Consider the following 21,120-nt stretch of genomic DNA (forward strand, 5'->3'; position numbering starts at 1 on the left):
GGAAAGACATCGTCTTTCCATTAACTCAATTATTTGCTTGTCTACGGGCTGTGGTGAAGTGTAAAGATTTCGCAAACCAGTATTTATCTTTTACTAAATCACTCGCATCTTCATAGCTTGGGATTGCTGGCATGTAAGAGTTACCATGACTATATAACAAATCTCTAAGCTCATGATAACGCTTTACACATTCTGACTTAGGCATGTTTTCTTCTACAATCTTACGCTGGTTAAACACAACCTGATAGTCGTCACTTTCTTCTTTGATATCTTCCAAGAAGATGTCGTATCTGAATAAAGCATCACCTACCGTGATATTGTTAAGCATCAAGTAGTCTTCTGTATTAAAATGTTTATCCGTTAGCTTCGGTGTTGATAGGCACATTTCAGTGTAAAGGATCGGATAGTAATCGAAGATCATGGTGAACTCATGATCTGTGCCGTGAAACAGTGTTAAATACTGCGCTCTAACGCCAATCATGTAATTGAAAATATGGCTAAAATAGCAATACAAGCCTTCCATCGTGTATCCGTGCGTTTCAGAGAGATCTCTGATTAAATTCATGTAATCAGTTCTGATTGGAAGGACTTTTTCCTTATCAATAAAAATGTCGGAATGATGAATGCGAATAGTTACATAAATCAAGTATGAGTCAAACTCTGACAGGGACTTCCCTGGCTCTGAGGACTTCATTGCTGATAATACGGTATCAACAATTACCTTGTTCTGAGCCTTCTTGTTTTCAATTTCTTGTTTAATGGTTTGGTCGTCTTTCATACTTATCTTAACCTTAATATTTTGCATTAAATATACATTATTAAGTATCGAAGTCAATAATTAAACGCCACCTAAACATTGACTTTGACGCTAAATGATGTATTATTAAGACAATTAAAAAGGAAACCACCATGAAAAGTTTGTTTACAGAACAGTACTCAGTCACCTACGAAGCGGCTGATTTTATCTCTAAATACGAAACAGCATTGCACAGAATTTTGAATCACTATTTCGATCTAGGTTTCAATCCTTTTCATGTTGAGACTATTGTGCGTAATGACTTTGTAACGCTGATGCGACTTGTGGTTTTTGGTGAGGGAAAAACACCAAATGGCGAAATCGGAATTGATAAATCCTTTTGGGAAATTGAAGCTGTTGCTCTTCCAGATGTTGCTATGAGCCTGCTAAATGAAGATAGCGGCTTACATACTGAGGCTGGTATTGATCTGCAAAATCTATGTCGCCAAGATACATTTCCGATTATTGATGAAATCCTTAAGAAAGGATACAACCCTTGGGAAATTCAGGCATTATTCGCAAATAGTGCAAGTGACTTTTTCAGTTGCCAGTTTTTTAGAAAATTAAAGTGATAAAAATGAAAACAGAATTTATTGATTTTATCCTTAGAAAAGTCTCGGAAAGTAAAAATCGTGACGTGAGTATTCTATCTGATATGCCAGCACTAAAAGACGAATGCCTATCACTATGTCGTGAAATCACAAAAGGTTATGACTCATTCTCCGTAAACTTAAAAGGTCACTGCCAACTTAATGAAGTAACAGTCAAAGATGCAGCAGCTAGTCTTTCAGGCTTCTATGATGAGAATAGTTTGGCAAAAATCCTATCTGAGCATTTAGTGAATATGACAGAGCAATCTCTGTTAATCGGTGATTGTATTACGCGTGAAGAGGTTGAGCGTTCTTACCGAATCCGCTTTGCCATGCTAGGTGATCATAAGATTAGCTTGATTACTCTTCATGACTTTACACGTAGCAATTGTCCAGGATGTGGTGATGCTCTTTTCTTCAATGCAGATCTTGACTCTAAAACGGTTAGTCTTCACGAAAGTATTCAGCCATGCAAAGTTGCTACGGATGAAATCACAGTGCGTCAACAATTCATCTCAAATGCTGGACACTTTGTTCTTATGGATCATGATGATTTCATTGAGTTTATCCCTCAAGAAATCCGAACAGAATACCGAGACCATAATGTAAGTTTGAGTTCGCTGAAAGGTTATTCAACTTTTAGCCAGTGTTTGGGAAAGCATGGGATTGGATGTGTATGGACTCATCAAGATAATCATGCTGTATCTATTGTGAAAGTGGATGATGGATTTAATTTTGTTAGTGGTGATTCTGGTGAGCACCGAGTTACCACAACAGGTCAGAATCTGTACATTGCAGACCGTGAAACCGTCTTGAGTTTGTGCGATGATGAAATGAAGTTGTATGTCGATGATTTACGAAAATTTATCGTAGAGCCAGGCACTTACGAGATTGCCGATTTTATTAATGAAAAGCCAGAGAATGAAGGTCAAGTTCTTGGCAAAATGTCTAAAGTGGAGTGCTAACAATGATTCACCAAGATTCAAACGTATTCATCAATGATGATCAGGTTATCGTTCTAAAAGCAGAGCCGATTCTATCGGACAAACGCACTAATCGAATCGTATGCACTGCGGGCTTGGTCGATAATAAAAATGTCGTAGTCCTTGAAATCTCTACGCCAGAGGATAAGTCAGTATTCACTTACTTAGATGCAAAAGGCGCGGCTGATTTTGCTAAGCAGGTACTTGATGCTTCACTGAAATCAACATTATGCGAAGAGTTTGATCGTCATAGGGTTGAGACCCTGTACCTCAAAAAAGAAGTGATTACTATCGAGCGCTGTGATGTTTCAAGAATTAAAGGTAGCTCATCCTATGGTGTTAGTGTGAGTATCCACAAAGCCTCTTTTCCTGTGAAAGACAAACGCGTTGTCTCCTGCGAGCTATCCCCTAAAAAAGCGGTTGATCTGGTAGGCATGATTCAACAAGCAATTGAAGCAATCGAAGAAGACGCGTTAACAGAACATCGTTAATGTTCGCTAGCGAACTTTGAAAGGATTTATAATGAAGCTAGATAGCCCCTCACAAATTTTGAACTCAAATCACATCGGTATCTCAGATGTGGTTCAGATGTTTGTTGCTTGCTGCTTGCCGAAAGGAAATGAAAGCCAATGTTTGGTAATTCCTTTTGAATTTACCGTGTACATGCGCTTGTATGATGATAATGCTCAAGTAGCATTTGATAACGAATCGGTTTTTGCTGATTTCAAGGAACGCAAAAACTGTCACGTCGAGATGGATGAGGATTTTGTAGAAGCGGTTGTTCGAGTTGAGAATAAAATCTTCTTGTACGCTCCATCAAACTACATTCATGTTTGGTCTACCATTGATACCAATTTCATCGATAAAGCTCTATATGATGAATCAGGGAGCGTTTTAGCGTGGCATTTGGCTAACCATGACTCTCAATGGAGAAGTGGCGTAGAAAAATTTGAGAAAATGGTAAAACAATCACTTGCTGAACCGTTTACTAAATTGGTGAGTAAACTAAAAGTATTGGGCTTAACTGAGCCTGATTTCAGCATTACGTTTTCATCAAATCCGATTTCAGGTGCTACTAAGGTAGAAACTGTTTCGATTGATTACGATGAGTCGGCTAAAAAATATGTCTACTCTAGACAATAAGGATTGAACGATGACTATCTATTCTATTGCTTCTGCCTGTCACAGAAATCAGAAATTCGAAGATGAGCGTTACATCAATCATTTAAGCCGCGTGAGCAAGAAGGTTGCTGCTGTATTCAGAACTGATGATAAAGATGCGAACTATCTATTGCACGATATTGCTTGGCTAAAAGATGTGTTTGTGATGACTGGCTGCTCAATTGAAACCATTCATTCGCGCCTTTCTCGCTATCACTTATATGATCGTATGATGGAAGCGCTTGAAGCCATTTCTCAAAAACAAGGTGAGCAAGATAGTGATTACTTTGAGCGATGCTCAAGAAATCCTATTGCGCTTAAAGTGAAGATTGCTGAAACTATGGTTAAGGTTGAAGAGCGTATCAAGTATCAAGACATTGGAATGGCTAAATTCTACACAGACCGACTTAATCTGCTGCTGAGTATTTATGAAGAGAAACAGTTTTGATTAATACGTAGTCACGCATTCTGATTTCTTGATGGTTTAAAAAACTTAGCAGATCTACCAGTAAGAATATATTGAAAAGGTTAGACAACATCTGTCTAACCTTTTTTATTGAGTCTATGGGATTCTACTTAGAGTTCATAGAGGCAGATTCTAGGTAATCTCTTCTTATCTCCCAGTATTTAAGTTCGTTAGCGGTCTCATATTGGTCGTTATCAATCAGCCAACGTATAGAGCTTAAGTGACCCAATTCAGCCATAAATCGAATATTACTTACTGTATCGTATAGATGCTTACTATTAAGGCTAACGGTTAAAATGGCATCAAACAGATACTGTTCGTCAGAATCATCATTGATCAGTGTCCATAAGTATTTAGTAAAAAATCCGCTAAAGCTATTGATCACATCATCAGGCAAATCCAGTTTTAGACACTCAAGAAGTAGCTCGGATGTTCTAAGTAGATGCTCACTGAGCATTGATGAGCCTAAGAGAGAGCTAGCAAGTTCACACTTTGGTGTTTTTAAATACTCGAAATCAAGACGAATGAAGTTGTGATAATCGTAATACTGCAAGTATTCCTTGGTCGGCTCACCTCGACTTTGCTGATATTCGAAAAACGGAAACAGTAATTGAAAATGATCTCTGGCTACACCCTTTATTTGAGCTAAATGAAGTTGGATAGTGGAGTGACGAAGTATTTGAGCAGGATTCATTAGATGACTATATTGCTCAATCAACGAATCAATTTTTCCATAATCTTCACTTTCTTTGTTATAACGCAGATAATCACGAACCATAATTGTTAAGCAGGAAAGCATTGTATCAATGTAAAGGGATACCGTTTCCTGGTCTGGATTATCCGCTAAGATAGCATCAACATACTTCAAAGAATTTAATGTTAAATCAACGCAATCGCGGTCTGATTTGAATCCAAAGTGACGATTTCGGCACATCTCACCGTCAGGGTGCGCCCAGCCACTTACACAGCCCCACATCTGAGAGCTAATAAACGATGCTAACCAAATAGAATTACACTCAAACCCTACCGAACTGTTAACCTCATAGACTGCGGCAACGCTAAGCATTTTTTGTCGATCAGTAATGCCTAATTGCTTTTTCATTGGTATAGATTGGATTCTATCCATAAGTACTGAGGCTGTCACATCTACAATTGTTTGATCAACAGGCTTTAAGGCTTCTATCAATTCTTCAATGGATGAGAATGAAGGATATTTCTTTTTAGAAACGAATAATGGTAAAGACAGCGATTTTATAACGTCTTCTTTTCTATCTTTCGTTAGGTAATCACGCAGGTCAGTTCTTTCGCGAGGTACAGTGTTGAGAGTGTTTCTAACTGAGTATATGGCTTCCTCTAAATTAGAGTGATAAGGAAGCACTCGTTCAGCTAAAGCGTGTAACTCGGCGCTACTGACGCATGGCTCGACCTCTTGATAGGTCAACCAATCAGAAACAAGGGTTTCAATATCCTGGTTTAAAAGGTCAGATAAATATTGCTTCGCACCTTCATCATTAAGGCTTGGTAGTAGCTGTTTGACTCTAGAAAGTATCAGGTCTAGATTTTCTTGGCTATAAGACGGTGCTATGTGTGTAATTGGGATTGTGTTACTTTGCATGATGAAAAGCCTCGGTTCTTTTTGTGTAGCTGTATCTTGATTTATGAATACTAGAAGAAAAAGTAAGCAAGTACACACAAAGCCAGGATAACTTTAAATTCGGTTGTTTTGAGGTATGAGGTAATGGATGAGTTTGTATCTTGTTCATCACGAAGACTGTTCACAATTGAATCAGAATCAATCTTGCGACGATAAAAACTTACTTGTGCATTTTTAATGATAGGCGGAAGATGGTTGGCTTCGAAAAATGCTTTTGCTGTGACAACCCTATGGTTTGTACTGCAAATATAAAACTCACCATTTACAAGATGAAATTTCCAATCAGAATTGTTTTTGTCTTCAAGATAATAATCAGGGTTTTCTTGCAGTTGCTTTAAAGCTCGCTCGCCTCGCTTTAAAGTATGGTATTTGTCACCTTCAATTGGAATCAATTCGCCCCATGTTTTTCCCTCGTAATCAGGATGATCAGTTCCTACTACAAGATCTAAATCAACATTCAAAATGTCACTTCTTATAAATTCGTAATCACGCGAGTCGAACTCTTTTAGAATATGATCTGAAAAGCTAAAGTTATCGACCATATCTCTTGTAAATGAAGTGATGTATGAACTCATGCAAAATCCCCAGTGAAAAATTCATTAAATATGATATCAGCTAAGGTGATGATTTAAAATGGAGAATCTTGCTTTTGGATTAGTTTAGTGATCGTGAATGTATTTAAATGACTTGGAGACTTCATAGATAGGTATTGGAGTGATAGCCCACATAAATGCAGCGGTAAAGTATGGAAGGGCGATAACTGGGTAGAACGGCGGGGTGATCGGTGCCTTTGCATGAAAAATGCTGATAGTCCAAAGCACAGCATAAGCAAGAGCGAAAACTTTAACAAAGCTTATGTGGTGTTTTTTATTTTCTATTACTTTCATATTTAAGCTCCTTATTGCTCGACTATCTCAAACATATCGTGGAACCGATTGCTTAGCTTATTAATAGTCTGATTGATTTGTTCCTGTGTGGTGTTCGCTGTCGGTTTTTTTTGATTAAGTGTAATTAATTGCTTTACCGTCTGGACTAATAAAGCTTTTTGATTTGGTGTAACCTGTATTTTTTGATCATTCTTTGTATTAGGCATGTGTTACTATCCGTTAAGTCCATGTATATGTGTAATTTGAAATAACAATGTTCTCTCGAAGATCACCGCCTTCAATAACGCTACAATATTCAGGGCTTGAGAAGGCTTCATTGTGATGTTTTGCCAATAAGTGCCTCATTAAAAAGTCACTACGATAGGTTTGTTTTAACAAGCCTGTTTCGATTTGGTATGTCGCTCCATCCTCAAGAAGCAGAAGAGAATCGAATTCAGATTGACTGAGATTCAGTTCTTTACGAATAAAGCATACCTCTGCATTACTCAGGCGAGCAGGCTTCATACATAACGCTAATGAAATAGCTTTATGGGTTTTCTCTAAGTCAATAAAACTTATAAATTCCTCATTATTCTCAAGAAATTTCTCATATCCATCTTTTAAGAAAATGTTGCTCAAGCCAGATTCGGTGTATTTATACATGATTGGAATTTCACCCTTACTTCCAAAAGCGAAAGAAATGATACCATCTACCTTCGCTTTGTGCTGGTTTTTCAGTCATTTCCTCTTCATACACTAACATGAACTTAGCCTCCAAATCAGAAAATGAGATTCCCTGATTAAAGATAGATTCATTATTTGAAGATGGTTTATGATTAAGAGATAGAGGTTTTTTTAATTCATTATAAAAAATCGAATTTGTAAGCCAAATGTACAAGCTTAAATCACCATCATAAATCTTGTCAGGTCGATTCAGCCAGAACATCTTTAATCCATAGAAAATAATGCTGGCAGGATCTGTCTTAGATTCAATGGAATCGCCCTTGCTTGTGAAAAAATCCCCTACTTTCATAGCGAATTCACCGCTTTCAAACTTTGGCTTACTCATTCTATATCACCTAATTAACTCTCTGAAAGCCATGCAGTGAAGCGCTCTTTGTCAAGAACGATAACTCGCTCAGCACATTCATAACAGAACAGTGTTTGCTTTTTATTCCATTCCGATAAGAACTTTTCCAATTCATCTAAATCTACAACATCATCCGATGCATCTTCATACCAGTCACTTTCGAGATCCGCTTCTACAATGTCACTCGCATTTAAACCAGACCACTTTTTAATGTTGCAGTCATATACGAAAAATGGCTTTTCGCCTTCTTCAAAAACAGAGTCGATGTCATCGAGTTTGAAGAATCCTTCATTGTATGAGGTGTTATCCGAGTAGACCATACCGCTAGTTGGTGACTCTACGATAGGCATTTTTGAGATTCGTGATTTTTTCTCAGCTCGAAACTTTTCTCTTTGGCATTTATCACAAGAACTTTTGTATCGATCTTCAATTTTAGCGCCGCAATCACAGTGTCTATCTCGGCAACACTGCTCTGCATCAGCCTCTGTGGATTTTACAATGCGGCATTTAGAACAGAAATAAGCAACAACGTGCTCTCTATCTTCAGTGAATAATGGTTTTGCGTTCATGGTGCTTCCTTTAATCTTTGTATTCAGCAATCACGGTGCCATTGTCATCAAGATACTGTAATTGCCACTGAGGGTGATAATTGCCACTGTGTTTTTCCCCATCCATACGGATATTCAGGTTTCCACTTCGGTTTGAACCAGTGATTGTCCCGAATTGTTTACTGTAAGTGCTATAAACACGCATACCACGCTTAAGGAAAGGCATACCACGATCCACGCGAACCGATTCCATTGACATACTGTCACCTATTTTTTGGTTCTATTTGTAAGAGTTAGCTATCTCGGAATGGCTAGTTTTTTACCAGTAATTCAAGATTGGTAAGCTCACTTTTTAATTCATTAATTCGTTCTTTAATTGCGTTTTGCTGATACTCTTTTGCAACGTTGATGTAGTGTTCTAAATCCGTGTGCTCAACAAAGACAATTTGTCTTGTCATTAGTGTTGCTGTATTACAGATTTTGCCAAAATCCGAGATTTTGACGTTTTTAACTTTTAGTGGTTTTTCATCATCAGCATCTACAGGTTTAATTGTAACCTGAGTAACGCCACCCTTTGTAACTTCGTATTTTGTTACGGTTAACTTAGGCGACTTCATTTTGTAGTTGCAGCGGCTATCAGGAACATTGAATGTGATAACGGTTAAACTGCTTCCTGTTTCTAATTTCATTGTTGTACCCTTTATTCCTGGAGCATAGCAATAACGCTAACTTTCCAATTATATGAAAGTTAGAGTGTTAGTCAAACGTTTACGAATATTACAGCGCCTCTTTTGTGAACGTAGTCAACAGGCTCAATTGGCTTTGTATCAGACAAAACCCAGGGCGTATTCCACTTCAATAGGTCAGGATTGTTTTTGTAATCCACCCTATGTTTTGAGAAGTGCTGATCTATCTCAGAGTCAGGTATTGGTTCTAAGCAATCGGAAATCGTAGTTAAACAGATTATTTTACCTGTTCCTTGTTCAGCAATACCAATCCTGCCACGGATTTTGGTTTTTTTACCACGCATTTCCCATGTTTTTATACCGTCTCTGATATAGTGAGCATAGGGTTTTCTCACAATCAGAACCTTATCTATTTCTTCACCGCAGACGAACATAAACTCAATTGCTCCATCACCTCTTTATGAGGTGTATTATTCTTATCAACTATTCCTTTCGACATACTTGTACAAATACGAAGAATGGGAATAACCTTGCTATCATTTTGCGGAACATTGTTCCTAGATGCATTCGATTGTTCTCTAATCATAAAAACCTACCATTTTTGTTTTCAATATTATATTTGAATTGACAATAAAAACAATCAACACCAGTATTGACCATTAATATCATTTATGTATAATAGCAACACTAACATATGCTCTAGCAATGATACCATCATTGCATGGGTCAATTGATTGAAGCTTCTGCTTTCACGAGTGGGGCTTCTTTTTTATCATCATTAAAAAAATAACCAAGGGAATAGATTATGATTACTTTTGTTGGCGCGGTTACAACTGCTTGTTCTGCTGATAATGCTCAGCTTCTTATGGAAACTTTCTATAAGCAAGGTTTTGTCGTTGTTGATGGTTCAACACTAAAATCTGAAAACAAGCTTTCCGAGCTTGCAGGTATTTTGGAGCTAGGAGAAACCTTCGTATCTCAATACAACAAAACCTACTTCCCTAACAAATCTAACAGCGACAAAGTAGCAGAGATCGGCTTCAACGAAGAAAACAGAGATGACTTTGCACATCCAGTTTTTGAAGAGTCTGGGGCGCTTGGTCAGCATGTTGATGGTACTTTCTCTCCTTTAGGTGAAGTAAAAACAACGTTGCTACTTTGTCAAAATCAGGCTGTTTCTGGTGGTGAAACTACACTGTTTAATGGCTATGGTGCAATTAAATATCTGGAATCTATTGATAGTAAGTTTGTAGATGCATTGAAGGATAAAAACGCACTTCGCAGACGTTCTACCTTTGATGGTATCAACGAAGAAATGACAGATTGTGTGTTCGGATTGGATTCAATCTACGAACGTGAGATTATCCGACTTGCTTTCGACTCAAGTGCGGATTGGGAATCTGGATATGAACTGGTTCCAAACCTCAAAGAAGCAGTAGAACGTTTGATGGCGCTTTATAATGAACAGGGGGAATTTTTCCTTCAGTTCATGCTTAATGAAGGTGATGTGATCGTGATGGATAATACACGTATCACGCACGGAAGAACGAAGTTTACTCATGATCTTAATAATCCGCGCATGATGCATCGAAGCGTTCACCAGAAATTACCTCTGGCATCAATGGCAAAATTATCACAAGCCGCATAAAAAATGAAAGCTGATGCATTCGCATCAGCTTTTTCTTTTATAAAAACCTCTCAGCTTTGAAAATCTTAAACCATTCTTTTACCTGTTCATCCGTGAAATCATTATATACGGTGACAGGTTTAAGAAGTTCCTTTAGCTTCTCTCTCTTGTCAGGGTTAACTTTGTTATAGTCCAACTCTGCAAAATCCAAATGCAATAGGGTTGAAATCAAACTTTGTGTCATAGGATGACCGAAAGAACCAATTCTTGTATTATTATCTTCATCTTTCATTTTTAGGGATAGTTTTTCAATATCCTGGCGGTTGATTGCATCTTCGATGTAGTAATCGACTGCCAACTGATAATCTCCTTTAAGAATGCTTTCTAATGTTCTTTCTTGGTGGTGCAACGGAGAAGCTTCATTAACTATAAAAGGAATCAGTATATTTAATGAGCTTGCCGCTGATATTTTCTTTGTCTTTAGAATATTGACGACTTTTTCTTTTTTGTCTTCGTAAAGTCTAATGTTAGTAAGGCTGATGTCAGCTACTAATTTAATAGCCTGTTCTTTATTTCCGCTATATTTATCGCTCAATAAATAATTCAACGCATCCGTACTATTATGCATACTAAGACCAGCGTATGACTCGATCAAAAACTCTGTGTCCACATCATCCATTTCAGTTAATAAGGTTTGGTTGATTTTATATGTTTGACCAAGAACCTCTACATCCATAATATTTGGATTATTGTTGAAATAGTGAGCTGGTTTTCCTATGCAGAATAGGAATATGGTTATTGCAGTAGCTGCAATGGAAGATATATATCCAAGGATGTGTTGTATCAATATTTTCTTGTCTTTTATTGCATAATAAGCAACAAATGAAATCAATATCGCTGAAGCTATGGAAAAAATCATTACCCCATATTTACCGACAAATGATATAGGGCTTGAAATCAACAACATTTCATTATTTATGTCACTGAACATAGTGGTGAAGGGATTGCCAGCTATGCCATAAATCACCCCATTTAGTAGCAGAGGAATAAAAATTAATCCTGTCAAGAAATGACTGATACCTTTTTTAGGCTTAATAAGTAAAAGCGAAATTGTCATCAACGTCGAAATACTTAAGCTGGTTACGATAAAGTTACTAACCACTTGGTAGTAATCATTCGTTTCCATAGTTACTAGATTAAACTCTTGAAATAAGTTTACATCGTTTGCCATCAGTATAATGCCTGAGGTCAAAATATAGTAAAACATTCCGTAGAAAGATGTGAATAAAATACGGGAAAGCCAAACTGAGTCTTTAACTATTTCTATTTTGACTAGAAACCTTTCAAGAATCTTTTCTAATTTTGTGTTGTTAAACTTACTGCTCTTTATCTTATAGGCAAATAGAAGTAAAGATGATAGAAAAGCGAATGAAAGAATCATGCTTAAAGAATCGTGGTATGAATAGTACACATTAATCTCTTCAGAGATTTCGTCTACGTATTTGTTCAAAAGTCTATACGTAAAGTATATCCCCCATACAGGAGCTACTATCATTAAAAGACAGAAGAACTTCTCAAATCTATCTAGGGCTGATTTTGTGTTTATTTTCATAATTTCACGGCTTTTATTTGTTGATTTCAGCTAATTGTAGGTTTTGTTTAGCTTTCGTTCAACCAATAATTAATCAAATAAAAAACCGCATCCAGAAGAATGCGGTTTTTCTATTCGTCCGAGAGTTTAGATATTCTCGTAATGTTTCACCCTTCGAATCACCTCTGCTTGCTTCCCTGAGTTGAAAGGTCTCGCGTCTGGGCTGCCGAGGTATCCGCAAACTCTTCGTGTTACAGAAACCTTTTTAGGATCGTGATTCCCGCATTTAGGGCAAACGAAGCCCTTGCTTGTACAATCAAACTCGCCTGTAAAACCACACTCATAGCACTCATCAATTGGTGTGTTTGTTCCGTAGTACGGCACTCGGTCATAACTGTAGTCCCATACGTTCTCAAGCGCTTCAATGTTATGCTGCATGTTAGGAAATTCACCATAACAAATGAAACCACCGCTTGATAATTCAGGATATGGCATTTCAAAATCAATCTTATCGTAAGGGTTAACTTTCTTCTCTACGTCCAGGTGGAAACTGTTTGTGTAGTACCCTTTATCAGTCACGCCTTCAATAACACCAAACTCTTTAGAGTCCAATGCACAGAATCGCGTACAAAGGTTTTCTGAAGGTGTGCTGTACAAGCTGTACCCAAACCCAGTTTCTTCTTTCCAAGTGTCTACAGCCTCTTTTAGGCGCTTCACGATGGCAATCCCCTTCTCTCTTAGGAACTCACTATCGTAAATATGCTCATCTTGACCATAAAGTGCATTAATTGCTTCATGGATACCAATGTATCCCATTGAAATTGAGGCTCTGCCGTTCTTGAAAATTTCAAACACATTATCATCTGGGTTCAGACGAATACCTAAAGCTCCTTCGGTGTAAAGGATTGGTGCAACCTTAGCCTTGATATTACGTAAACGGTCAATTCGAGTCTCAAGCGCTTTGCGAACAATTTGGATTCTTTGATCAAGAATCTCAAAGAACTTTGATTCATCCCCTTTTGCCTCAATAGCAATACGAGGAAGGTTCAAGCTAACAACACCAAGATTGTTTCTACCCTCATGAACTTCATTGCCATTTTCATCTAAGTATAAGCCAAGGAAACTACGGCATCCCATAGGTGCTTTGAATGAGCCAGTTACTTCGACAACCTTGTCATAGTTAAGAATATCTGGGTACATTCTTTTGGACGCGCACTCTAGAGCTAACTGCTTAATATCGTAGTTTGGGTCGCCTTTCTTGTGATTAACCCCATTTCTAATAGTAAAGAGAAGTTTAGGAAAAACAGCGGTCTTTTTGCTTTTGCCTAAGCCCTTGATTCTATTTAATAAGATTGCCTTCTGGATTAGTCTTGACTCCCATGACAACCCTAGACCAAAGTTCACTGACAAAAATGGAGTCTGCCCATTTGAACTAAAAAGCGTATTGATCTCATATTCTAGAGACTGAAATGCATCATAAACCTCTTTTTCTGTACGACTTCTAGCAAAACCCGTTACGTCATCTATGTTCCACTCTCTCGCAATTTCAATATTCTTCTGATAACTGCAAGTCACATATGGCGCAAGAATCTCATCTAATCGGTTTAGAGTGGTGCCTCCATAAGTATGACTAGCAACCTGCGCAACGATCTGAGCAGTAACAGCAGTTGCCGTGTGGATTGATTTAGGAGTTTCGATCTCAGCATTACCCATTCTGAACCCATTTGTCAGCATGTTTTCTAGATCAACAATCATGCAGTTAAACATAGGGAAGAATGGCGAGTAATCGAGGTCATGATAGTGAATTTCCCCAAGCTCGTGAGCAAGAACTATATCTCTAGGAAGCATGTGATTTTTAGCGTAATGCTTAGAGATAATGCCAGCTAAAAGGTCTCTCTGAGTAGGTATTACCTTACCGTCTTTGTTAGCGTTTTCGTTTAAGATGTCATTGTTAGTCATCGTGGTTAAGCCAACGATATCCTTGTACAGAGCAGTATTTTTATCTCGCTCGATATCACGCTCATGACGGTAATCCATGTATGCGATAGCTGTCTCTGGGAAGTGTCTTGAGAGTATTTTTTCCACCAGCTTTTGAATCTCATTGATATGTAGATTTGTTGAGTCAGAGTTGGTTATGACCTCAAACACTTCATTAGCTATGATTTCAGCCTTGTCATTCATTTCATCGGGAGCGACTTCTTTGGTAGCCTGGAAAGCCTTAATCACTGCATTTACAATGCGACACAAATTAAACGGAACAATATTCCCGTCACGTTTAGTAACATGGAGAACTTTATCGGACATTTCTAAAACCTTTATTAATTAATTTATTTTTTCAATTAAAAATTATACCACTCGGGTACGGTATCAATTTTGATTTAGCTCAATTTTGCTATAGCGATATGACTTTACTTTGAGTCCAACTTGTGTATTATGAGAACATTATTTATATAGGAAGATATGCAATGTTTTACAGTTTCGGTCATCCAAAATCATTACTGAATCCCTATCTGCCAGCATCCTCCATGAAGCGAATTTTCAGCTTTCTGAGTGAAAACGGTGTTCAAGTAGACCGTGCTGAAGATATTACATTTCAACACCTTAAAGGTTTTGATGTAGAAACCATTACCTCATTAATCAAAGGAAAGGGTGTTCAGAAAGATATTGTTTGTGATTTTGAAGGTGCTTTCGAAGATTTTCTATTGTGGGATAACCAACCTGGTCAGAGAATCGAATTCGATAAGCAGAAAATGTCTAATCTTAAAAACGTTATGACACTTCAGGACTACCGACAAAAGGAAGAGGAAGATAAAGAGACGGAGGGTACTTACGTGCTTCTCATGAACAAGCATAAAAGTGCCATTGCTCATATTTTGAAATCTTCAGATCATCCATTATCGAATGAAATTCTGGAGCTATGGAAAGAAGACATTCACTCTTCTGGATCGACTTTAATCGGAAAGGCACCATTTATTGAATGGGAAGAGTCTGAAGGTGGATACTCGATTTCTACTCCAAACTCACGTCACAGCCCTTATGTGGACGTTTATCACCGCTGGGATTCAGTGGTTCTCAACCAAAAGGTCTCTATCATCCAAGTAGAACATGACAAGAGCTGCTTAGAGTGCGAGTTCCATATCTACCTAAATTTAGATGAGTCACCAGAATTATTGCTAGTTGGAGACTATGACTTCTCTCTAATGAACTCTTTAATTATTAAAAAGCTTCAGTCGAGAATGCCTGTAGAGGAACGCTTTGCTGTACACCCAGACAACACGAAGCTGTTCAGCACAAAGAACCTAGACGCTATTGAGAACATGTCCACCCTTTAGGGTGGATTTGCATTTGGGTATAACTACTTTTGAATGTTCTGGATCTTGAGAAGTCTTTCTAGGCAGGATTGATGGTACTCATAGTCAATAAGCTTTTCATCCTCACTATTAAATAAAAGAACTATGGATAATCCAGACCAAACTAAAATCATGGCAAAGGTAAAAAGGCATTTTTCGAATGATTCTAGCCAGTTGTACTCATAGAACCCGCAAATCACCCATGCCATTGTTAGAACGATAAATGCTTTAGTACCGTTCATCAGTCTAAGCTTGAAGTCAATATCCTTCTTGATATTGTCCATCTTTGATCTGTGTTTAGCAATTTCGTGTTGCATGATTTTTATTTCTCAATTCATTCTGATTTTATTACAATTTTCATATCGCTTTTCTGTTTAGCCCTTTCAAACTCTACCCATTCAGGGTTCAGTGTTTTACTCGTGGAGCAATTCATTTCTTCCGAAAATCTCTTGCAAGCGCCCTCATACGTTTGACCGCGATTGTGGCTAAGACTCCAATCCCCATCTTTTACACACTCCAAGGTCATCTCTTTAACCTTTACATCATCACATACCTTGCTTGTAATGTATTTATCTGGAGTATCCTGCGTATTGCAACCAGTCAAAAGCAATAAAATTGACGTGACAGCTAATTTTTTCATTAATTTATTCCGCATTTTTTGTGATTTTATTACTGAACATTGTTATTAATGTTATTCATTGTACAGAAGTTGTCGTACTCCGTGATTCTTTCTTCAAGCATATGTCTCCATCGTCTTTGCTTTTTATTGAGAGTAGAGTCAAATAAATAAAAAAACAGTGATGAAAATGGAACACCGATGAATATAGCTATCATTGATGCTATTCTGGTATCACCAATAAATAGAAAAGGCGCAAGGGAAAGAACCAGAACAAACGGAATGACAATGTAGAAAAAGCAAGAATCATATATGTCGTAAATCCTTATGGTTTTAGCTAGTTTGACTATGTCCATTTCCAATTTTCTTGCTACATTCTCATTCTCTTTTTGTTTAGAAAGATTCCTTTCTCTATCTGATATAACTCTTTTCATTTACATGCTCAACATTTTCTCAGCTTTGTAATTTTGGGCTTCAGTAATGTATTCCCAGATGTCCTCAATGACATCAGGTCTATCTTCAGAGAGTAATGATAGTCGATGAGTAAGTTCATCTTTAGTGAAACCATGCACTCGCACTAAACCGCCAAATGCCTCTTCTAAGAATCCTGAAGATAATCCGCTAGTGTTCAACTTCACAGTGATAGCAGCATCATCCTCATTTAACATTGGAACTAAATGATCTTCTCGTAGTGCTTCACCTGACTTTTCACTGTCTGTTCTGTAGCGACCAAAAACCATAGAGCCATATAATACTTGTAAATCAATTGTTTTCATTTTAAGATCCATTTCGTTTTTATATGCATTATTATATCTAAGTAATGATTGCAGTAAACATAAAATTAATCAATAAAGAAATTCAAGGAATTAATGATGAAAATAAAAATGCTCAGTGCCATTGCAGCTATAGTGACTCTGGCTGGATGTAGTGGCAATAGTGGTTATGACGTAGTAACGACTTATCAGATCGGTGATACGGACATTTGTGTAAACTACAAGCGAACAATCGACTTTGAAAATGATTTCTTTGAGGTTGTAAGCCGATCATACTCTTGTGAAAAAATTCTTTCTGAGGGTGTGATTACTTATACTACTTTCAATGGAAACATTGCAAAAGCCAACTCGCCAATTTACCCTCTTTCAAACGATATGAACAAGATTCTTATTGATGGAAAGATTACTCATAACATTGTTGAAACAGTAACAAATGAAATTGAGACCGATCAGCTTACTATTCCTGAATCTGGCAGCTCAATGGATGGTTTTAAGTCAGAGACTAAATATACTTATATAAAAAAATTAACTAAAACCACTGACTACGATTTCTATCAAAATCCAGAGGGTACGTTTTACGACTTTGCCGATCAAAAGTGCTACGCAATTAGCGGTATGGTTTCTATGAACATACCTTGCCCAAAACTATAAAATGCATGACTTAAGTGATGGCTCAGTGTATAATTGAGCCATTGTTTTTATGTGAATATTTTTATGGTTTTTGACGCTATTGGTAATCCATCTACATTTATAGATATGTATTGGAACTGGAAAATTCCAGTAGATATCGAGGGCATTTCCCATAACCTCGGTCTTTCAGTTGTGTGCGATAATGAGCTTAATTCTGAATTTGAAGCTAAGCTTAATAGTGCAAATTCAAAGAGCGGGTTTAAAAGGTATGATTTGCATCTTAGACCTTCCATCTCAGACGAGCAAAAACGTTACATGATTGCTCATGTTATTGCTTATATCAGTATGCATCATCACTCTATCCATGAGGGGGATGCAAACTTCTTTACCATTGAGGACTTCTCTTTGGAGTCAACATCGTGGTCTATCAGAAGATGCCAACAACTTGCTTTGGAGTACATCATTCCAAAGGAGGCGGTTGATTATTTGATTCTTAAAGAGAGAATCACCGATTTGTCAGTTCTAGCAAACAAACTCGGTGTCTCTGAGAATGCTGTTTATGAAAGGCTAACCCAATTGAAGTGGCTAACCATGAGTGCGGCTTAAGCTTTTCGACGGTTTTTGAAAAATTCACTGAGAGCTTTCTTTGACTCTTCTTTAGACAGACCTTTTAGGGAAAGGCTTCCATTGTTTTCTCTAGCAATATCACCAAGCAAGATTAATTTTTGGATGAGTTCTGCATTTTTTGGTTTATTCATCGTAATTTTCCTTAATGAACATCAAATTAAAGTAACAAAATGCATACAATTAATCAATATAATTTCAAGTGATGTACAAAATATGGTTTTTTATTGTATAATCAAAAAAATATTAAATAGGTTTTGTTTATGAAATTTGAGTTGATCGATGGTGGCAAGACATCTGTAGTTGAATACGATTCCATCGAAGAAATTTTAGAGAATGATGGATTCCATATTTCTTTGGTTCCTGCCAGACCAATGATCGGTGAGAAATTGGTTTTTCCTGTTGATACTGATGCGGTTATTCAGTTGCTTTCTCACGTCAGAAACAGCTACAGAATCACAGATGAAGAAGTTGGTATTTTAAAGGATTCCTTTGGAGTGAGTCAGCTAGAAATCGGTGCCATGAGTTTGCACAATGCAATGTGTTCTGATCTTGGTAAGCAGCCACAGTATTATGATGTTAATGGTAAGCGCTTCTTTATTGGTGAAAGCATCCGTGATATTAAGGGATCGTACAAAACATCAATCGGTTTCACGCTAAACCCTCAGGACGGTGTTGTATTAACACGAGACGGTGTTGATATCTTATCAATTGAAGGGAATCTAGTATATTGCGATAACAAATGTGAAGCTGAGTCAATCGCAGATTTTGACTCAAGAAAGCTTGTTAAATCATCAATGATCTTGGTTAATGCTGTTGAGTCAATTGTTCATGATTTAGATGATCGAGATGGAGATATCTGTACACATCACTCTATTGACGAGCTATTTGTTGTCTCTGAAGTCGAGAAGATTAGAAAGATCGAAACTGAACTTAGCGAGCTAACACAAAAGCTAAGGCTGGAAGCTTATAAGAGCGATGTATTTCATTACTCAGACTATGTAGGAGATGTTGTGGGATTAAGAAATGATAAAGAACATCCTTTATTGTTTTCCACCGACAACTACAATAGTAGGGTAGATTCTTCTGCTGTTATCTCTCACACCATGTTGACTCGGGACAAAGGTGAACATGTGAGTCTTATCACTTTAGATAATCGAACAATGAACGCTGCTGGCGCTATGTCTAAAGAAGGTATTTATGCAAAAGTAAGAAATTGGAAGTCTGGTGATGAGGCTGAAGCTTTCTTAAAGGCAGGCTCAACCTATAGAATTGATAATTTGGAAAAGGTAGAACTTAGAGACTTTGTTCATATAAAAGATATTAATAGTTATGACTTTGATATGGATATTCCTTTTTAAACTAACTAAACCTTCTACGATTTACTAATAAATATCGCGCTATCATTCTGGTAGCGCTTAAAATTAATTATGAATATAAAAATTTCTCTTTTTATAATGGCTGTGGCTGTATCATTAAAAGCAATCGCCTTACCAGCAGGTTTTAGTGAGAAAGATAAAAACCTAAGCGTTTTCGATAAGGCTGTATTGGTAAACAATCATTACAACCAATTTTCATTCGATCTTGAGCCTGGTGAATCCGATGTATGGAAAACACCTGCTGAATTTTCAAGAGATAAATCTGGCGATTCGGAAGACTTCGTAATTTCAAAGTTTTTTGCATTAAGTGAGCTTGGCATGAAAAGGTCTCACATGAAACTTGCTTACGTCAACATGCAAAGTTTTAACGATCCGCACATGGTGTTGTTTGTATTTGACAGCAAATCGGACAAACGTTATGTCCTAGATAACCTTGATAGCGAAGTAAAAGAATATAAAGAAAGGATGGATCTTAGTCTTATTTATAGTTTCGATGACAAGTACATCTGGACTAACGATGGGTTTTCTGGAGAAGCAAAACAAATTCCAAAATGGGTAGATTTGTTGAGAAAGGTTAAGTAGTGGCATACTGCCACTACCACTGAGAATTAAACGATGCAATGTAAGCCTTGAGATAGAGCAAGTAGCCTGTCAATGCCATACTTAGGGTTTACCTCATCCTTGCCATAGATAACGCTTTTGCCTAAATTCACAACGCTTACCTGTCCATACTCTAGTTGAATCTCATGCACATCACCGATCTCTGAAAAATCTGATTTAATGCATCCAATGAAAAGTAACTGTTCACAAGCTTCTTTAACGTAAAATCGCCCGACCATTGAGTTTGAAACAATCTCAGGATTATCTTTGGCAATGCAATACCTACCAAGCGAACTCCCTAGTAATTTATCGACAGAGCCATTATCAGAATCATCACCATAAATTGCGCTTAATCCGAGAGATTCAGCGGTAGTTGAGCCTAGTGACTGACTGATTTCAATTACCTCGCCACCTTCAAATACGCCTTGATACATAGGTGCTCCAACTATAATACTCATACCATTTGGAGATGACTGAGCAACATAGAATCGACCAAGCTTTGCAAGGTGGAAATCATTTGGAAATTTCATAAACTTCCTTATATTTTGGTATTCAAGGCTTTTTGCGCAAAGCCAAAAAATACAGCGCAAGCAATCTCTTTATCGCTAGTATTCGCTTTTCTTTGACCAGTCAGTTTCTTTCTCTACTTTTTCATGATCAGACAGCGACTTCAGCAACAGATTTTTTGTATTGTTCTGCTTTTAAACGATATAGAGGCTTAATCATTCTTATCGCTTCATTGATGATTTGATTGTTCTCAATAATTTTACCTGAGACTACCTGCTCACAGTAGTTAATTACAGCCTCATAAGTCCCTACAAGCTCAGTATTGGAACGAATACAGGCAGGAACAAGGGTGAATGTTAGATAGTGTTCGCCTAAGTCCAAGTCCTTTCTCGGCTTACATTGTTCAGCCCAACGATCCATGATTGAGCAAACTAAAAGCTTATCAGATTCAATCTGCTCTTTATGCGCCTGTTGATTGGCGTACTGAGCTTGCTTTTGAGGATTCCCAAACTTCTTTTTGATTTTTTGCTTCTTAGCCATTAGTAAACTCTTTATTGAATTGGATTAGATTCTTTAATTGTTG

General features: G+C 37.3%; 30 protein-coding genes. 11 read left to right on the forward strand and 19 right to left on the reverse strand.

What is annotated here, in order from left to right; translation table 11 throughout:
* Positions 1-25: 25 nt before the first annotated feature.
* On the reverse strand, positions 26-778 hold the full coding sequence (locus R7Q39_RS19450) for a hypothetical protein (protein ID WP_020330925.1): 753 nt from the start codon (positions 776-778) through the stop codon (positions 26-28).
* Positions 779-909: 131 nt separating this feature from the next.
* Between R7Q39_RS19450 and R7Q39_RS19455 the strand changes: the two genes are divergently transcribed.
* From R7Q39_RS19455 to R7Q39_RS19475, 5 genes are read left to right on the forward strand one after another with little or no spacing between them, the layout of a single operon-like run.
* Positions 910-1,368, forward strand: coding sequence for a hypothetical protein (locus tag R7Q39_RS19455; protein ID WP_020330926.1), 459 nt, complete (start codon positions 910-912; stop codon positions 1,366-1,368).
* 5 nt (positions 1,369-1,373) lie between these two features.
* The gene (locus R7Q39_RS19460) at positions 1,374-2,351 is read left to right on the forward strand and encodes a hypothetical protein (protein WP_116921029.1); all 978 of its coding nucleotides are present in this window, start codon (positions 1,374-1,376) and stop codon (positions 2,349-2,351) included.
* Between the two features lie 2 nt (positions 2,352-2,353).
* Positions 2,354-2,860, forward strand: a complete 507-nt coding sequence (locus tag R7Q39_RS19465; RefSeq protein ID WP_318076654.1) for a hypothetical protein — start codon at positions 2,354-2,356, stop codon at positions 2,858-2,860.
* A gap of 31 nt (positions 2,861-2,891) precedes the next feature.
* Positions 2,892-3,512, forward strand: a complete 621-nt coding sequence (locus R7Q39_RS19470) for a hypothetical protein (RefSeq protein ID WP_053318920.1) — start codon at positions 2,892-2,894, stop codon at positions 3,510-3,512.
* Positions 3,513-3,522: 10 nt separating this feature from the next.
* Positions 3,523-3,978: a hypothetical protein gene (locus R7Q39_RS19475; protein ID WP_021485933.1), complete on the forward strand. Its 456-nt coding sequence runs from the start codon at positions 3,523-3,525 to the stop codon at positions 3,976-3,978.
* Positions 3,979-4,102: 124 nt separating this feature from the next.
* On the opposite strand, the gene R7Q39_RS19480 is transcribed toward R7Q39_RS19475, so the two are convergent.
* The 9 genes from R7Q39_RS19480 to R7Q39_RS19520 all read right to left on the reverse strand — a co-directional run bounded on the left by R7Q39_RS19480 (position 4,103) and on the right by R7Q39_RS19520 (position 9,274).
* Positions 4,103-5,611 carry a hypothetical protein gene (locus tag R7Q39_RS19480; RefSeq protein ID WP_318076655.1) on the reverse strand — a complete coding sequence of 503 codons (1,509 nt, stop codon included), beginning with the start codon at positions 5,609-5,611 and terminating at the stop codon, positions 4,103-4,105.
* A gap of 50 nt (positions 5,612-5,661) precedes the next feature.
* Positions 5,662-6,225, reverse strand: a complete 564-nt coding sequence (locus R7Q39_RS19485; protein ID WP_273981774.1) for a hypothetical protein — start codon at positions 6,223-6,225, stop codon at positions 5,662-5,664.
* Between the two features lie 84 nt (positions 6,226-6,309).
* Positions 6,310-6,537: a hypothetical protein gene (locus R7Q39_RS19490; RefSeq protein WP_045591964.1), complete on the reverse strand. Its 228-nt coding sequence runs from the start codon at positions 6,535-6,537 to the stop codon at positions 6,310-6,312.
* Positions 6,538-6,756: 219 nt separating this feature from the next.
* Entirely contained in the window at positions 6,757-7,179 is a 423-nt protein-coding gene (locus tag R7Q39_RS19495; RefSeq protein ID WP_318076656.1) for a hypothetical protein, read from the reverse strand.
* Positions 7,180-7,195: 16 nt separating this feature from the next.
* Complete coding sequence (locus R7Q39_RS19500; RefSeq protein ID WP_256430387.1) at positions 7,196-7,585, reverse strand: hypothetical protein; 390 nt, start codon at positions 7,583-7,585, stop codon at positions 7,196-7,198.
* Positions 7,586-7,599: 14 nt separating this feature from the next.
* On the reverse strand, positions 7,600-8,175 hold the full coding sequence (locus R7Q39_RS19505; protein ID WP_318076657.1) for a hypothetical protein: 576 nt from the start codon (positions 8,173-8,175) through the stop codon (positions 7,600-7,602).
* A 10-nt stretch (positions 8,176-8,185) separates the two neighbouring features.
* Positions 8,186-8,413 (reverse strand): hypothetical protein, encoded by a 228-nt coding sequence (locus tag R7Q39_RS19510; RefSeq protein WP_020330934.1) that lies wholly within the window; start codon positions 8,411-8,413, stop codon positions 8,186-8,188.
* Between the two features lie 52 nt (positions 8,414-8,465).
* On the reverse strand, positions 8,466-8,843 hold the full coding sequence (locus tag R7Q39_RS19515; RefSeq protein ID WP_318076658.1) for a hypothetical protein: 378 nt from the start codon (positions 8,841-8,843) through the stop codon (positions 8,466-8,468).
* A gap of 71 nt (positions 8,844-8,914) precedes the next feature.
* Positions 8,915-9,274 carry an ASCH domain-containing protein gene (locus R7Q39_RS19520; RefSeq protein ID WP_052697513.1) on the reverse strand — a complete coding sequence of 120 codons (360 nt, stop codon included), beginning with the start codon at positions 9,272-9,274 and terminating at the stop codon, positions 8,915-8,917.
* Positions 9,275-9,645: 371 nt separating this feature from the next.
* Here R7Q39_RS19520 and R7Q39_RS19525 point away from each other — a divergent pair, with 371 nt between their 5' ends.
* The gene (locus R7Q39_RS19525; protein WP_053318929.1) at positions 9,646-10,488 is read left to right on the forward strand and encodes a TauD/TfdA family dioxygenase; all 843 of its coding nucleotides are present in this window, start codon (positions 9,646-9,648) and stop codon (positions 10,486-10,488) included.
* 37 nt (positions 10,489-10,525) lie between these two features.
* On the opposite strand, the gene R7Q39_RS19530 is transcribed toward R7Q39_RS19525, so the two are convergent.
* Both R7Q39_RS19530 and nrdD read right to left on the reverse strand, forming a co-directional pair.
* A complete protein-coding gene (locus R7Q39_RS19530; RefSeq protein WP_318076659.1) occupies positions 10,526-11,698 on the reverse strand; it encodes a hypothetical protein in 1,173 nt (390 codons plus the stop codon).
* Positions 11,699-12,205: 507 nt separating this feature from the next.
* On the reverse strand, positions 12,206-14,362 hold the full coding sequence (gene nrdD, locus R7Q39_RS19535) for an anaerobic ribonucleoside-triphosphate reductase (protein WP_318076660.1): 2,157 nt from the start codon (positions 14,360-14,362) through the stop codon (positions 12,206-12,208).
* A 161-nt stretch (positions 14,363-14,523) separates the two neighbouring features.
* On the opposite strand from nrdD, the gene R7Q39_RS19540 reads away from it, so the two are divergent.
* Positions 14,524-15,390 carry a hypothetical protein gene (locus R7Q39_RS19540; RefSeq protein ID WP_273981778.1) on the forward strand — a complete coding sequence of 289 codons (867 nt, stop codon included), beginning with the start codon at positions 14,524-14,526 and terminating at the stop codon, positions 15,388-15,390.
* A 23-nt stretch (positions 15,391-15,413) separates the two neighbouring features.
* Here R7Q39_RS19540 and R7Q39_RS19545 read toward each other — a convergent pair whose 3' ends face one another.
* The 4 genes from R7Q39_RS19545 to R7Q39_RS19560 are packed head-to-tail and all read right to left on the reverse strand — an operon-like array spanning position 15,414 to position 16,800.
* Positions 15,414-15,725: a hypothetical protein gene (locus R7Q39_RS19545; RefSeq protein ID WP_045591956.1), complete on the reverse strand. Its 312-nt coding sequence runs from the start codon at positions 15,723-15,725 to the stop codon at positions 15,414-15,416.
* 17 nt (positions 15,726-15,742) lie between these two features.
* Positions 15,743-16,048, reverse strand: coding sequence for a hypothetical protein (locus R7Q39_RS19550; protein ID WP_045591954.1), 306 nt, complete (start codon positions 16,046-16,048; stop codon positions 15,743-15,745).
* 29 nt (positions 16,049-16,077) lie between these two features.
* Positions 16,078-16,458: a hypothetical protein gene (locus tag R7Q39_RS19555; RefSeq protein ID WP_116921016.1), complete on the reverse strand. Its 381-nt coding sequence runs from the start codon at positions 16,456-16,458 to the stop codon at positions 16,078-16,080.
* Positions 16,459-16,800, reverse strand: coding sequence for an STAS-like domain-containing protein (locus tag R7Q39_RS19560; protein ID WP_045591951.1), 342 nt, complete (start codon positions 16,798-16,800; stop codon positions 16,459-16,461).
* A 93-nt stretch (positions 16,801-16,893) separates the two neighbouring features.
* Between R7Q39_RS19560 and R7Q39_RS19565 the strand changes: the two genes are divergently transcribed.
* Positions 16,894-17,448, forward strand: a complete 555-nt coding sequence (locus R7Q39_RS19565; protein WP_318076661.1) for a hypothetical protein — start codon at positions 16,894-16,896, stop codon at positions 17,446-17,448.
* A 63-nt stretch (positions 17,449-17,511) separates the two neighbouring features.
* Positions 17,512-18,033, forward strand: a complete 522-nt coding sequence (locus tag R7Q39_RS19570; protein ID WP_318076662.1) for an ImmA/IrrE family metallo-endopeptidase — start codon at positions 17,512-17,514, stop codon at positions 18,031-18,033.
* On the opposite strand, the gene R7Q39_RS19575 is transcribed toward R7Q39_RS19570, so the two are convergent.
* The gene (locus R7Q39_RS19575) at positions 18,030-18,185 is read right to left on the reverse strand and encodes a hypothetical protein (protein ID WP_155399584.1); all 156 of its coding nucleotides are present in this window, start codon (positions 18,183-18,185) and stop codon (positions 18,030-18,032) included. The genes R7Q39_RS19570 and R7Q39_RS19575 overlap by 4 nt on opposite strands.
* Before the next feature lie 129 nt (positions 18,186-18,314).
* Between R7Q39_RS19575 and R7Q39_RS19580 the strand changes: the two genes are divergently transcribed.
* Positions 18,315-19,412: a hypothetical protein gene (locus R7Q39_RS19580; protein ID WP_318076663.1), complete on the forward strand. Its 1,098-nt coding sequence runs from the start codon at positions 18,315-18,317 to the stop codon at positions 19,410-19,412.
* A 69-nt stretch (positions 19,413-19,481) separates the two neighbouring features.
* Entirely contained in the window at positions 19,482-20,012 is a 531-nt protein-coding gene (locus R7Q39_RS19585) for a transglutaminase-like cysteine peptidase (protein WP_318076664.1), read from the forward strand.
* 26 nt (positions 20,013-20,038) lie between these two features.
* Here the strand turns inward: R7Q39_RS19585 and R7Q39_RS19590 are convergent, their stop codons facing one another.
* On the reverse strand, positions 20,039-20,560 hold the full coding sequence (locus R7Q39_RS19590; protein ID WP_318076665.1) for a hypothetical protein: 522 nt from the start codon (positions 20,558-20,560) through the stop codon (positions 20,039-20,041).
* A gap of 127 nt (positions 20,561-20,687) precedes the next feature.
* Entirely contained in the window at positions 20,688-21,077 is a 390-nt protein-coding gene (locus R7Q39_RS19595; protein ID WP_094132708.1) for a hypothetical protein, read from the reverse strand.
* Positions 21,078-21,120: the final 43 nt, after the last annotated feature.

This window comes from Vibrio sp. 947 (assembly GCF_033339115.1).
Classification (GTDB): domain Bacteria; phylum Pseudomonadota; class Gammaproteobacteria; order Enterobacterales; family Vibrionaceae; genus Vibrio; species Vibrio alginolyticus.